General features: G+C 61.2%; 12 protein-coding genes. 3 read left to right on the top strand and 9 right to left on the bottom strand.

From position 1 onward, the window contains the following. Window positions 1-21: 21 nt before the first annotated feature. From CXP40_RS16050 to CXP40_RS16015, 7 genes are all read right to left on the bottom strand, one after another. Window positions 22-564 (bottom strand): hydrolase, encoded by a 543-nt coding sequence (locus tag CXP40_RS16050; RefSeq protein WP_099526589.1) that lies wholly within the window; start codon window positions 562-564, stop codon window positions 22-24. 2 nt (window positions 565-566) lie between these two features. Next, complete coding sequence (locus CXP40_RS16045) at window positions 567-4,001, bottom strand: AAA family ATPase (RefSeq protein ID WP_106734580.1); 3,435 nt, start codon at window positions 3,999-4,001, stop codon at window positions 567-569. Between the two features lie 53 nt (window positions 4,002-4,054). Beyond that, window positions 4,055-4,420, bottom strand: coding sequence for a hypothetical protein (locus CXP40_RS16040; RefSeq protein WP_106734579.1), 366 nt, complete (start codon window positions 4,418-4,420; stop codon window positions 4,055-4,057). A gap of 68 nt (window positions 4,421-4,488) precedes the next feature. Continuing rightward, entirely contained in the window at window positions 4,489-5,586 is a 1,098-nt protein-coding gene (locus tag CXP40_RS16035) for a diguanylate cyclase (RefSeq protein ID WP_106734578.1), read from the bottom strand. 87 nt (window positions 5,587-5,673) lie between these two features. Beyond that, a complete protein-coding gene (locus CXP40_RS16030) occupies window positions 5,674-6,279 on the bottom strand; it encodes an N-methyl-D-aspartate receptor NMDAR2C subunit (RefSeq protein WP_106734577.1) in 606 nt (201 codons plus the stop codon). Window positions 6,280-7,125: 846 nt separating this feature from the next. Then, entirely contained in the window at window positions 7,126-7,431 is a 306-nt protein-coding gene (locus tag CXP40_RS16020; protein WP_106734575.1) for a hypothetical protein, read from the bottom strand. Between the two features lie 98 nt (window positions 7,432-7,529). Beyond that, window positions 7,530-8,012 (bottom strand): hypothetical protein, encoded by a 483-nt coding sequence (locus CXP40_RS16015; RefSeq protein WP_106734574.1) that lies wholly within the window; start codon window positions 8,010-8,012, stop codon window positions 7,530-7,532. A gap of 213 nt (window positions 8,013-8,225) precedes the next feature. Between CXP40_RS16015 and CXP40_RS16010 the strand changes: the two genes are divergently transcribed. After that, a complete protein-coding gene (locus CXP40_RS16010) occupies window positions 8,226-9,188 on the top strand; it encodes an integron integrase (RefSeq protein WP_106734573.1) in 963 nt (320 codons plus the stop codon). A gap of 73 nt (window positions 9,189-9,261) precedes the next feature. Here CXP40_RS16010 and sbcD read toward each other — a convergent pair whose 3' ends face one another. Together sbcD and CXP40_RS16000 are read right to left on the bottom strand one after the other, a co-directional pair. After that, entirely contained in the window at window positions 9,262-10,482 is a 1,221-nt protein-coding gene (gene sbcD / locus CXP40_RS16005) for an exonuclease subunit SbcD (protein WP_106734572.1), read from the bottom strand. Beyond that, the gene (locus tag CXP40_RS16000) at window positions 10,479-10,898 is read right to left on the bottom strand and encodes an Lrp/AsnC family transcriptional regulator (protein ID WP_106734684.1); all 420 of its coding nucleotides are present in this window, start codon (window positions 10,896-10,898) and stop codon (window positions 10,479-10,481) included. Before CXP40_RS16000 ends, sbcD begins: the two co-directional genes overlap by 4 nt. Before the next feature lie 123 nt (window positions 10,899-11,021). Here CXP40_RS16000 and yjeH point away from each other — a divergent pair, with 123 nt between their 5' ends. Continuing rightward, window positions 11,022-12,275: an L-methionine/branched-chain amino acid transporter gene (gene yjeH, locus CXP40_RS15995; protein WP_106734571.1), complete on the top strand. Its 1,254-nt coding sequence runs from the start codon at window positions 11,022-11,024 to the stop codon at window positions 12,273-12,275. A gap of 152 nt (window positions 12,276-12,427) precedes the next feature. Continuing rightward, entirely contained in the window at window positions 12,428-13,753 is a 1,326-nt protein-coding gene (locus CXP40_RS15990; RefSeq protein WP_106734570.1) for a TAXI family TRAP transporter solute-binding subunit, read from the top strand. The last annotated feature ends 234 nt before the right edge of the window (window positions 13,754-13,987 follow it).

The raw sequence follows: 13,987 nt of genomic DNA, 5'->3' as shown, positions 1-13,987 counted from the left end.
CCAGAAATGGGCAGTCAATGATCAGCGAATAAAGCCCTTGCTGACCTCGCGAAACAGCTCGGTGCCGGCCTGCTCCAGCCACTCGAAGGCAACCATCTCACGCGAGACGATCACCGCGCCGGCACGCTCCATGCGCGCCAGCCCCAGAGCTTTGTCGCGTGGCCGGCGCGATCCCACCGCCTCGTCGACCACGAACACTTCACGCCCGGCCGCCAGCAAGCCCATTACCGTCTGCAGCACGCAGACATGGGTTTCCGTGCCGCAGACGACGAACTGCCTGCGCTCGCCACCGGGCAAGTCGAACAGCCCAGCCCCGGCGGTTGCCGAGAAATGAATCTTTTCCCGCAGCCCATCGCCCGGCAGCAGCTCATGCAGGCCCGGCTCGGTATAACCCAGCCCCTTCGGATACTGCTCGGTGGCGATCACCGGGACGCGCAGGCGCCGCGCCACTTGCACCAGCCAGGTGGCCTGCTCGACCACTGCCGCGCCACCGTCGATGGCTGGCAGCAGCCGCTCCTGCAGATCGATCACCAATAGGGTGGAATCCTTCGCTCGCATCAGCATCACTACGCTCCTTCCTTCACCGCAAAACGCGCATCGAGCCGGCTGTAACCGAGACCGACGCCCTTGTGCACCCGCAACTGCACGGGAATACGCTCCTTCATCGCCTCGACGTGACTGATCACGCCGATGGTCTTGCCGCTGGCATTGAGGTTGTCCAACGCATCGAGCGCCATCTCCAGCGTCTCGCCGTCCAGGGTGCCGAAGCCTTCATCGAGGAACAGCGAGTCGATGCTGGTCTTGTGGCTGACCAGATCGGACAACGCCAACGCCAGCGCCAGGCTGACCAGAAAACTCTCGCCGCCGGACAGCGTGCGGCAATCGCGCGCCACGTCGGCCTGCCAGGTGTCGCGCACTTCCAGCTCGAGTTCACCGCTACCCTTGCGCGCCAGTTGGTAGCGGCCGTGCAGGCGCGTCAATTGGCGGTTGGCCAGGTGGATCAGGTGATCGAGGGTCAGGCCCTGGGCGAACTTGCGGAACTTGGCACCGTCGGCCGAGCCGATCAGGCCGTTGAGCTGTTGCCACAGGCGCTGCTCGCTCTCCTGCGCACTGATTTCGGCGAACAGGGCCTGCTGGCTACTGCGCCGCGCCTCGTCGGCCTGCAACTGCGCGCGCAGCTCGCCTTGACGCTCGCTCAGGGCGCGCAGGCGTTCCTGCAATGCCTGGAGCTGCTCGGCCAACTGCTCCAGGCTCAAGGCGGTTTGCGCTTCGGCCTTGAGGCGCTGCACCTCGGCCTGAGCCGCCGCCAGCAGGGTCGCGGCCTGGGTGTGCGCACGCTCGAGATCCGCCTTGAGTTGCACCAAGCGCAGGCGTTCATCCTCACTCAACAGCGCCGCTTCGAACGCCGCCTGATCGGCGAAAAGACTGCTCAGCAGCGCCTGTTGCCAAGCCTGCTGACAGCTTTGCAGACGTTGCTGCTCACGCGCCAGCAAGGCCTCTTGAGCTTGCTCACTGCCAGCGAGGCCATCGCGTTCACGCAGGGTCGCGGCCAACCGCTCGGCGGATTCACGCAGGGCCTGCTGCGGATCGGCTGGCGGTTCCGGGGTCGCCAGGCCCGGCGCACCTGCGTCCTGCCAACGCTGCTGCCAGTGCTCGGCCTGCGTCTGAGCTTCGTCCAGTTGTCGTTGCGCCTCGCGCGTGAGTTCGAGCAACTGCTGCTCGCGCGCCTGCGTCTGTTGCCAGGCGTGCCAGGCGGCTTTCTGCTGCGTCAACCAGCCTGCGCCGTCGGCCGGCAGTTCGCTGGCGAAGCCCTGCAGGCTGGCCAGCAGTTCCTGGGCCTGTTGCATTAACTCGGTCTGCAGTGCGCTCAGATGCGCCTGTTGCTCGGCAAGGCGCGCCTGGGTGTTGTCCAGATCACGACTGAGAATTGCCTGCTGCCGCTCGGAATCGGCCTGCTCGCGCTCAGCGCTTTCGCGCAACTCGCGCAAACGCTGCAGCTCGGTTTGCTGTGCCTGCAGTGCTTCCAGGCGCGCCTGGAGCGCAGCCAATTCCTGCTCGTGCTGCTGTTGTACACCTGTCAGCTCGGCCACGTCCTGCAGGCGGATGTCATGTTCGCTCAGTTGCTGCTGCCACTGCTGATCCAGCGGCAGCAATTGCGCCTCGGCCTGTGCCTGTTGTTGCTGCACCTGCTCGATCTGCGCGGCGAGACGGGTCAGCTCATCACGCAGGTTGGCGCCCTGGCTCTCCAGCTCGGCCAACTCACTGCGGCACTGCACCAGCGCCTGCTCAGTGGCCGAGACGTTCAGCGCCTGGTACTGACTGATCGCCGGATGCTCGTGCGAGCCGCACAGCGGGCAAGCGTCGCCCGGTTGCAGGCGGGCGCGATAGGCCTCCAGATCCTGAATGCGTTTTTCCTGCTCCAGCAACTTTTCCTTGTCGGCGACCTGCTGTTTGAGTGCCTTGTAACGCTCACGCAGGGCGTTGATCTCGGTGCTCTTGTGCGCCTGTCGGCGCTGCAGCTCAGACAGGCGCGGGGGCAGCTCGGCAAGTTGTACGGCCAAGGCCTCGCGGCTCTGCGCCAGTTGTTGCAGGCGGTCGAACACCCGACTGCGCGCTTGCAGGCGCTGCCAGCCCTGGCGCAAGCCTGCCTCACCGGCATCACCCAGCAGACCCTGCAAGCCGCCCTGCTGCTGCCCCTCGGCCTCACGCGCCTGCTGCACCTGCAATTGTAGCGTGGTCAGACGCACACCCTGCTCGTCACGCTGACGCTGCAACGTCGTCAGTTGTACCGCGGATTCGCTCTGGCGCGTTTGCGCTGTCTGCAGCGCCTGCTCAGCCTTGGCCCGTTGCGTGAAGCGCTCGTCCCAGCCACTGAGCAACTCGCCCAGGCGCGCATGCGAACTGCGCTCGCTCAGCCAGGCCTGCACCTCGGCGTGCTGGTGCTGCGCCTGCGTCAACGCGATGTGCCGCTGCTCACGCCAATGCCCCGCATGATGGCTGGCCTGCCACAGCGCCTGCCGTTCACGCTCGGCACACATTTGCATCTGCTCACGCAGTACGAACAGACCGCGCTCGGCCTGCTGACTGTCGTGCTGCGCCTGCTGCCAGGCCTGGTGCAGCGGTTGTAGACGCGCTGCCGGCTCACTGGCGGCCAGACGTTGCAAGTCATCGGCCGCAGCAGCCTGACGTTGCAGGGCCTGCTCCAGCCCTCGCGCTGCCTCGCCGGCTTGTTGCTCGGCTCGCTGCAGCGCCTCACGCCAGCGCTGCCCAGCCAGCAGCGCTTGTTGCTCAGCCTGCAACGGGGCCTGTTCCTGCGCCAGGCGCTCGGCTTCGGCCTGCAATTCGGCACGCTGCGCCTCGTCCAGCAGCTCCATGCCCTGGGCGCGGCTCTTCAGCAGGCCCAGTGCCTGTTCGGCGGCCTTGGTGCGTTCGTAAACCTGCTGGGATATCTGCCCATAGACCTCGGTGCCGGTCAGTTCCTCCAGCAGCTCGGCGCGCTGGTTGGCATTGGCCTCGAGAAACGCCGCGAAGCCGCCCTGAGCGAGCAGCATCGACTTGGTGAATCGCTCGAAATCCAGGCCGGTCAGCTCGGCGGTCAGGCTTTCCTTCTCGCGAATCTTGTCGGTGAGAATTTCGCCATCGGCGATACGCGCCAGCTCCACCTTGGGCGCCTGCAGCGCACCGTCGACCTTGTCCCGCGCGCGGCGCTGGCTCCAGAAGGCGCGGTAGCCCTGCCCTTTAACCTCGAACTCAACTTCGGCCAGACAATCGGCGGTGTGCCGAGTCATCAGCTCATTACCGCTGGCCGACAGCGTGCTCATGCGCGGCGTGCGGTGGTACAGCGCCAGGCAGATGGCGTCGAGCAAGGTGGTCTTGCCCGCCCCGGTCGGCCCGGTGATAGCGAACAGACCGCTACCGGCGAAAGGCTCGGCGGCGAAGTCGATCTTCCATTCACCCTTGAGGGAATTGAGGTTCTTGAGGCGCAGGCTGAGGATTTTCATGCACAGGTCGTAAGCCGTTGAAGGCCGTCATTCTGGCATATCCCGGTAACGATTCAGTCGCGGCAATAACCCTCGCCGCTACGCACGGTCAGGCAGTTCTGCTTGTCCAGCAGCCATTTCATGCCGGTGGCTTCGCCGTCGGTAGCGCTGATGCTCTCCACCGCGCCATCGCGCACGAAGACGATCTTCGCGCCCTGCGCACGGCCGACAAACCGTCGCGGGCCGTCAAGGTTGGCGATGGTCAGGCGGTAGTCAGCCGGCGTGCCGCTGATATCCAGGTAAGTGCCCTCTGGCCCGTTCCAACGCCCCAACCATTGCTCGGTCACCTTGGCATCCTGCTCGCTGGAAGATGTCGCGCAGCCGGCCAACAACAGGGGAATGGCCGCAGCCGCGAGAAGAAAATATGCCGCTCTTTGCATGACGCTCTCCACTGGAATGGGTGTAGCGATTTCGACCCCGACCGCTCATGCGCGGTTCAGGCCCGAGTTCACAGTATCTCGATACGGTCGCGGCCATTGGCCTTGGCGAGGTACATCGCCTGGTCCGCACGCTCCATCAGGCTGTCCAGGCTCTCACCTGGGCGATATTCGGCAATGCCGAAACTGGCGCTCTTGCGCTGCACACGGTCGAAGGCGAGAGCGTTGATGCGCTTCTGCAGAGCCTGCATGGCGCGCTCGGCGTGCGCCGCATCGATCTCCGGCAGGATGATCAGAAACTCCTCGCCGCCGAGCCGGCCGACCTTGTCCATGACTCGCACGCCGTCGCGCAACAACCCGGCAAACTGCCGCAGCACACTGTCGCCCACGGCATGGCCATGGGTGTCGTTGACGCTCTTGAAGTGGTCGATGTCGATCAGCACCACCGAGAACGGCGTGCAGTAGCGATTGGCCCGCGCCACCTCCTCGATCAGAAAATGCAAGGTGCGCGCGCGATTCCACAGGCCGGTCAGGCTGTCGATGCTGGCGCTCAAGGCCAGGCTGTCCTGGTGCAAGAACATACGTTTATGCGCCTTCTCCAGCAGAAAGGCACTGAGCAGACCGAAGGAGAACGATGCAAGAATCCAGATCAGGTGTAGGCGCTGTATACCGGGCGTCAGCGAGTGCTCCAGCGTGACCAGCAGAATAGCCGCCAGCGAAACCAGCGACGTGAGCATCGCGCGCTTCAGCGTGAGACCGGAGATGGCGAAGGTCCACATCAGGTTGAGGTAAATCTCCGGCGCGTAGAAAGCAAAGCGCGGCGAACCGAAGTTGAAGTAGAGGTTGGCCAGTACCGAGAAAATTGGAGCGGCTGTCAGTAACCCCAGCATCAACGGCTGTCGCTTGGGTTGGAAACTCAGCAAGCCGATGCTCAGCAACGCCGCTGGCACCAACAACGCATGACAGATCAGCCGCGCGACAGACTGATTGGTCTCGACGTTCTGCTCGATGGCGGCATAGATCAGATACAACCCGGTGGTAAGGAACGCCACGTAGCGGATCTGCGGAATCTTCGCTTGCAGGTACCAGCAGGCGAACGCCTGCCGAGTCGCCTCTGGCACTCCATGCAAAGGGTCAAGCGCACGCAGCAAAGCATTGAACAACGGCACTTTCGCTCCCCTGTCGAAACGCCACCACTCACAGCATAGAACGCTTGTTGCGCAGCATGCGATGTGGGCTCCGCTATTGAGTCGCCTTCAAACGACGCCGGCCAGATTGTTCCGCGCCTGCGCCTCGTGGCGCGCCCTGAAATGATCCGTGCTGTAGATGGTTGGGCGCGCCAGAAATGACTGAAGAACGCTGCGCCGCTTCATGCGATAGACAAAGGCCGGCACCCAGGCGTACTCGGCGCGCACCTGAGCATCGTATTCGGCGAAACGCTCCGGCGTGGCGCCGAGAATGGCCAGGTCGATATCCACCAACAACTGCTCATCCGGCTCGCTCGGCGTCGCATCATGCCGGGTGACCATGATCAGTTGCTCGACCCGCGCCAACGTCGCCTGGCTGGCGTGACAGCTCGCAAGCACCCGGATGGCCCAATCTGCGCTAAGGCGCTCGTTATCCTTGCCGCGCACGTCGTAGATGGCGTCATGGAACCAGAGCGCGATGGCCACCTCCCCCGGCTGCTGCGCCAGATGCCGCGCCTGCTCGAAATGCATCAGGCATTCGCGCAGATGCTGCAGCGAATGATAGTGCCGCTGCGGCTCCTCATAGGCACGAACGAGCTGCTCGAACAGACCTGACGGAGGCTGTAGGCCAAGGTCTGACCAGGCACTGGCCCAGGATGATGGCAGAGGGATCATTTAGAGGCTCGATAGTGTGTTGGTTAAGGGCCGGGCTTTAGCCGGAGCCAGCGAGCTGGTTTGAACTAGCTGCGCTCCATTTCTAACTGAACAAGCTAGCGATCACACTCGTTATAGCTTCGATAACTGCGAGGACACCGTCGATCATGGCTTCAACGGTGCCGGTTATCACTTCCAGAACTCCCTCGCTGCTCTGAACAGGAAGTACAGCAGCTCCAGCAACGGAGATAGCCATGGCAACGGTGCTGAAACCGATAGCCATTATGTAAATTGCAGAGTCTATAAACAGGGCCGCGCAAAGCGAATTAAAGGCCCGCAGCACTCTTGATCGTTTTACTTTCTTTTTTCATTTCAAGACCTACTTATAGCTCAGTAAATATACTAAATACGTATGATGCTCTGTTACGGATGGCAAACCCATCTCAGTGAGCGCAGCGAGCGACTTTAACCAATTGTTAGAGTGCGGCATGACCTACTCACTGGAAAAGCGCCAATGAGCAGCAGTAATGCGAATGGTATCCCCTGACTGAAGCTCAATTTCAAAATGACCAGGCGATGGCTCCTGAACGTTATTAATTGATTCCGACGGACCCCATGGCTCTGCTTTGGGGAGCTCAAGATTTGTGAATCCCTCAAATACCAAGCAATGTATTCCTTCGCCAGTACGATAGATTTGAAAGTCGCAACGTGCGGCATTCCAGCTTATATGGACTGAGGCTAGAGTTGCATCATGTAGTGGTAGTTGGCTGAATTGCATATAGTGCTCTAACGATTAAGCTAACGGGCGGCCAAAAGCGCAGCTTTTGGACGTCCAGCGAATGGAGTGAGCGATAGTTGAGCGCATTGTTAGAGGATGGCCAGTTCTCGGAGTTTCTCTCCTAAACTTTGCATTTCTTCGCGCGTGTAACCAACTAATGTCGGCATTTCCCAGTCGTAAAATCGATCATCTGATGTTGCTTGGAAAACTAAATTGCTCAGGGCTGCAAGCTCTTGAGTAGTGAAAATTCCTGCGTATACAGATTTCACTGCTTCCGCCATTGGCTCGGTGACGTCATTAATTATGCTGGTTGCAATGACTAGATCACCTTTTTCCTCGGCTTCCATCAGTGCTTCGGCTAGCGCAGTTTTGATTATTGCAGAAGCGTCGGGCATAGCTTCCTCTAACGTTTGGTTAAGGGGCCGGCTTTAGCCGGTCCCGAGTGAGCGAAGCGAACGGCTTGAACCAGTAGTTAGGAAACCGCACGCATAAGTTATAGGGATATGCCGTAGTAAGAGCTTGTTGCTTTTTCTGCTTCCCACAGAGGTTTTACCCTTGGTGATTCAATGAATGACTTCATTCCGTTACACCACGATTTCCATACGACGGGGTCAATATAGCCAAGCTCATAATAAAGGTGCTCTTCTCCGCAAAGATTGAAGTAATCAATTAGCGAGGATTCTTCTTCCGAGGTTAGTGGTGTATTGCTTTTGCTTATGATGTTGGCCAGATTTTCATTCATGCCGTCATAGCGGGCATTGAATTCTTTGAAGAGCTCACGAAATAGCTTAAGTTCTTCTAGGCGCTGTTTTTGGATGAAGTAAATAACTGACAGTACGGAGCCCGCAACTGTAGCGATGGATGTTATTGAGGTTTCAGTACATAAGAGAAACGCTACTGCTCCGACCAGTATTGTGCCAAGAAGCCACCAGTAATTCCTGAATAGCCAGAATTTGAGTTTTACGCCGATACGCATTCGGTGTTCCTAACAGTGATTAGATGGAGGGCGGTACTAATCCGATAGTAGAGCCTTCCATCTAACTCCGCGCTATCGTCATCGCCGCCCTGGAAAAATTCTTTTCAAATCATGGCATTACCAGCCACCCCCTGATGTCTGGATGTATTCGCTTGACTTCCTCTTTTTGCTCTACCATTACTACTGTACAAAAAAACAGCCAAGGAGTCGGCCATGGAAACCTCCAGCAAACCTCGCCTGCAGGAGCAGTTCAGGGCGGTGATGCGCTTGCATCATTACAGCATCCGGACAGAAAAATCCTACTGGTACTGGATTCGCTATTTCATCCGTTTCCATAAACTGCGCCATCCACTGGAGCTTGGTGCTACCGAGGTCAATGCTTTTCTCACTTGGTTGGCAGTTGAGCGTCAGGTGGCTGCCGCCACCCAGAATCTGGCACTCAATTCGCTGGTTTTCCTATACGACAAGGTCTTGCAACAACCGCTCGGGCAAGTGGGTGAGGTGGTGCGCGCAAAACGCTCAGCGCGTATTCCCTGCGTACTTACGCATGAGGAAGCCACGGCGCTCATTGCCAGGCTCGGCCAACCGCATCAGCTACTGGCTTCGCTGATGTATGGCGCCGGCTTGCGGGTGGTGGAAGCTGCACGTTTGCGTATCAAGGATGTGGATTTCGATAAGCAGATCATCACCATTCATGACGGTAAAGGCGCCAAAGACCGAACGACACTTCTACCGGCGCCCCTGAGCACACAGCTGCTGGAGCGCAGAGAACGTATGTTTCGCGCCTGGAAGCAGCGGGACAGTTTTTATCACGCGCCCGTCAGCCTGCCATTTGCGCTACGTCGCAAATACCCCAAGGCCGGACGTTCATTCGAGTGGCAGTGGCTGTTCCCGTCGACCGGACTTTGCACGGATGAGGACGGGCAGATCGTTCGTCATCACCTTCATGTCAGTGCAATTCAGAAAGCTGTCAGGCATGCCGTGCGGCAATCCAATCTGCACAAGTCTGCCAGTTGCCATACCTTTCGCCACAGTTTCGCCACCGAGCTACTGCGTCGGGGGAGTGACATTCGCACAGTGCAGACGCTACTGGGGCATGCGGATATACGTACGACGCAGATTTATACGCATGTGCTGGGCCAGGGGTTTGCCGGTGTAGTCAGCCCGCTGGGGTGAGCGCGGCAAGCTCTTGGCTGGGTTGTCGCGACCGCCATCCCCGGATTGCATCCGGGCTACAGGGTCTGTGCCGCTAAGCCTTGGGCAGCGCCTCCAGCACCTGCCGATACAACGCCTGCAAACGCAGGGCATCCTCTTCTTCCAATGTCTCTTGCTGCAGGCGGCGGGCGAAGACGTCCTCCACGCTCAGCTCGTCCAACGTTTCCCGTGCTTCGCTGGCCAGGCTAGCCATGGCGTTGCCGCGTTCACGACGGATACGCAGCACCTCCACGGGACACCCTTCGCACAGGGCATTGATGCGGCTTTGCAGGTCGCTCAGGTAGTCGTCGGTGCTCACTTGCACTTCCAGCCATACGGGCCGCTCGGGTGTGCCCTGTGCAGCTGCCTCGGTGATGGAGCCTGCCAACTCCTTGAGCGAGCCGCGCAGGCTGGCCATGGGCTGGAATACCGGCACGGGCAGTGGCGTGATCGACTGCAGGGTGGCGCCTTCGAACGTCAGCAGCAGGACTTCCTTCTGCTGGCGCGCCTCGTCGAAGGACAGGGCAATGGGCGAGCCGCTATAGCGGATGTGCTCCAGGCCGCCGACCTTCTGCGGGCGGTGGATATGGCCAAGGGCGATATAGTCAGCCCGCGGGAAGGCGCTGGTGGGGAAGGCTTCCAGGCTGCCGACGTAGATTTCCCGTACCGATTCGCTGGCACTGGCGCCAACCGTGGTGAGGTGACCGGTGGCGATGATCGGTAGCGTCAGGCCCAGCTCATCACGCTTGCTCGCCGCCAGCTCGTACAGTTCTCGGTAATGCTCAGCGATGGCTTGCTGCAGCGATTGTTGTTTGTCCTGCGCGCTCTGCCCCGCCTGGCTGGCCAGCACGTCGCGCGGGCGGATGAAGGGAATGGCGCAGAGAATGGCGCCCGGCTGGCCAGTACGATCATTGAGTACCAGTACCTGTTCAGCCAAGTCGACGCCTACGCTCGGCACCACCTGCGTGCCCAGTTGCCCCAGCAGGCTACGGCTTTCACCAAGCATGGCCGGCGAGTCGTGGTTGCCGCCGAGTACCACCAGGGCGCAGCCGGCGTCGCGCAACTCAACCACCAGCCGGTAGTACTGCTCGCGGGCATAACTGGGCGGTGCGCCGGTGTCGAACACATCACCGGCGATCAACAGCACGTCCACGTCGTGCACGCGCACTTGCTCCAGCAGCCAGGCGCAGAAGGCCTGGTGCTCGGCCTGCCGAGTCTTGCCCATGAAATGCTGGCCCAGGTGCCAGTCGGAGGTGTGCAGGATGCGCAAGCTCATAGCGGCCAGTCCTGTACGACGACATGAGTCTTGACCCGCTGCATCTGCGGGAAGGCCTCGATGGCCGCGCGCACTTCGCTCAGGCGCGCCATGCTCGGCGCCTCGACCAGTACCAGCATGTCGGTCTCGCCGCTGATGCCACTGCAATGGCGGATTTCCGGGTATTCGCGCATACGCTCGACGTAATCCTGACAACGGGCGTTTTGGTAGAAAAGCTCGAGATAAGCCCTGACTCCACCTTCGCCCGGCACCGCGACCTGGGCGTGATAACCACGAATCACCCCGCTCTCCTCCAGATAGCGAATCCGCTCGCTGACCGCCGAACGTGACAGATTGATCTCACGGGCGATCTGGCTGACGGAGGTGCGCGCATCGCTGCGCAGCAGAGTGAGGATCTGGCGATCGAACTTGTCCACGGGAGCTTCTCGGGCGGCAATCGGATTGACGGTGAAAACCGCCATTTCGTCGGCAAAAGGCGACAGCCTGCAACTGGCCGGCGCCCTACCATGGCGGTATCTGGAAAATGATGAGCATACCCCATGAGTCGATTGAACAAGGAATTGGGCCTGCTGCAGGGCATCGCCCTGCTCAGCACCTCGCTGCTCGGCACCGGCATATTCGTGGTGCCGGCACTGGCAGCCACGGCAGCCGGCGAAGCGTCGCTGTGGGCATGGATGATCTTGATTGCCCTGGTACTACCGGTGGCGTTCACCTTCGCCCAGTTGGGCAAGCGCTTCCCTCATGCCGGCGGCGCGCCGCACCTGATCGGCCGCGCCTTCGGTCTGCGCATGGAGGGCGTCAGCGCCCTGCTGTTTCTCGCCGTGTTGCCGGTCGGTTTGCCGGCGGCTCTGCATATCGCCAGCGGCTTCTGGCTGGCGTTGTTCGACCTCGATCGCAGCGGACTGCTGCTCATCGAACTGGCGACGCTGGGCGCCATTCTCCTGCTTGGCCAGCGCCCACCGAAAGCATCGGGCATGCTGCAGGGGCTGATCGCCGTGGCCATCGTCGCCAGCGTGGCGCTGATCTGGTGGGTCGGCGACCTGCCGCGCGCCAGCCAACCGTTGCTGCCGCCGATGGACGGCCAGTGGCACTTGCTGCCGACGGCGCTGGGGGTGATGTTCTGGTGCTTCGTCGGCATAGAGGCCTTCACTCACCTGGGCGAGGAGTTCAAACACCCCGAGCGCGACTTCCCGCTGGCACTGTTGCTCGGCGTGGTGCTGGCCGGCCTGGTGTACTGGGCCTGCTCGGTCGCGGTGCTGAGCTTTGCCACTTACGGCGACGTGCACAGCGACATCACCGCCCTGCCCCGTCTGTTCGAACAGCTGCTGGGTGAGCACGCACGCGTGCTGGTGGCGGTGCTCGGTTGCCTGGCCTGCTTCGCCTCGATGAACGTGTACATCCAGGGCTTCGCCCGGCTGATCTGGAGCCTGGCCGATGAAGGCCGTCTGCCGGCCAGGCTGGCCGTGCGCAACCGTCATGGTGTACCCGGCAAAGCCTTGCTGCTGGTAGTGATCAGCTGCGCGCTGTGCGCCATGCTCTCGGCCACCTTGAACCTGTCGGTGGACGATCTGATCCGCTATGCCAACGGCAACTTCGTGCTGATCTACCTGTTGAGCATGGCCGCTGGCTGGGTGCTGCTCAGTGGCGTCTGGCGTCTGCTTGCCGGTCTCAGTGCGCTGCTCTGCGCTGGGGTGCTGCTGATGCTTGGCGGCGATGCGCTGTATGCAGTGGCATTGCTTGGGGTGTTGCTGCTGCTTGATCGCCTGCGCTCGCTGGGTAAGGCGCTGGCCTAGCGCAGGAGACAATAAGCACGGCAACGCAGCTTGCACCTTCCCGGCAGGTGACGGTCGAAAACGGCGTAACCCGAGCGGTATCGCCGCCGATGCGTGACCATCGTTGCTCGAGGGTTCTATCCTTGAAGCGACAAACGCTGAAAGGAAGCCCCATGCTCCGCGTACTCAATGACCTGAAAATCATGATCCTGGCCAACCTGTGGATCGTCCCGGTGGTGGCAGGCCTGGTCTGGGCACTGTTCCAGTTCGTCGCGCCGCCACCACCGATGAGCGCCAGCATGGCCACCGGCACCCAAGGGGGCGCCTACCAGCAGTTTGCCGAACGCCTGAAGGAAGAGTTGGCCAAGGAAGGTTTTGAACTGAACCTGGTACCGACCTCAGGCTCGCGCGACAACCTGCAACGCCTGCTGGCCAAGGACCCGCAAGTGGAGATCGCCTTGGTCCAGAGCGGCCTGGAGCTCCAGCTGGCTCCCGACGAGCAGCGTCAGCTGGAAAGTCTGGGGGCGATTTATCAGGAGCCCCTGTGGCTGTTCTATCGACGAGACGTGAAGCTGGATCGCATTGCCGACCTGCTGCCATTGCGCGTCGGTCTGGGCGGTGAAGGCAGCGGCACCCGTGCCGCCAGCGATGCCATTCTCGGCGCCAATGCCATCGAGCCGGAACAACATCCCGAAAGCTGGCAGAGCATCGGCGGTGGCAAAGCCGCTCGGGCGCTGATGGCCGGCGAACTGGATGCAGCGTTCTTCGTCGGCCCGGCAGAGAACTCACTGGTGCAGCAACTGGCGGCCAACCCGGACATCGCCCTCGCACACTTTCGGCGCGCCGCCGCTTACGAGGCGCGACTGCCGTTCTTCAATCAGGTGAAGGTCGGTGAAGGCCTGCTGGATCTGGCCAGCAACGCACCAGACCGAGATATCGTTACCCTGTCTCCGGTCGCTACCCTGGTGGTCAACGACGACTTCAACCCTGGCCTGGTGCCGCTGTTTCTCGAGGCCAGCCGTGAAGTGATGCGCAGCGGCACCCTACTCGACGCCGCCGGCACCTTTCCCAGTGCCGAGCCTCGCACCTTCGAGCTGCACAAGGATGCCGGGCACTACTACGACAAGGGCCTGCCGATCCTGCAGCGCTACCTGCCGTTTCGCATCGCCTCGCTGGCCGACCGCTACATCATCCTGCTGATCCCCTTGATCGTGGTGATGATCCCACTGCTCAAGGCTGTCGGCCCGATCTACCAGTGGCGCATTCGCGCGCGTATCTACCGCTGGTACAAGTACCTGCGCGAGATCGACCGCAAGCTGCACGCAGGCTCCTTGCCCAACGAGCTGGACAGCGAGATCGAACGCCTGGAGGAGATGGAGGACGAACTCGCGGCTGTGGAAGTGCCGCTGTCGTACTCCAACGAGCTGTACGAACTGCACATGCATGTGCGCTACGTGATCGAACGACTGCGCGAGCTGCAGCGGCGCCGACAGGCGTAGGGCGGACATCGCTTTTCATGTCACCGATGCGCAGCATCTGATGCCGAAGCGGTGGATGGAAAAAGCGTCATCCACCCTACGCTGCAACAGCAACGCCGCCAGTAGAGAAGCATCGCGGCTAAAGCCACTCCCACGGGTGTTCGTGACACCCGCGGGAGGGGCTTTAGCCGCGATCTGCTGTGTGGTCTTCAACGCTTTTCACGGATAGATCCACACCCAGCCCCGCAATCCATT

The organism is Pseudomonas sp. YY-1 (assembly GCF_002843095.1).
GTDB classification, from domain to species: domain Bacteria; phylum Pseudomonadota; class Gammaproteobacteria; order Pseudomonadales; family Pseudomonadaceae; genus Aquipseudomonas; species Aquipseudomonas sediminis_A.
This window is presented reverse-complemented; position numbering and strand designations above follow the sequence as displayed.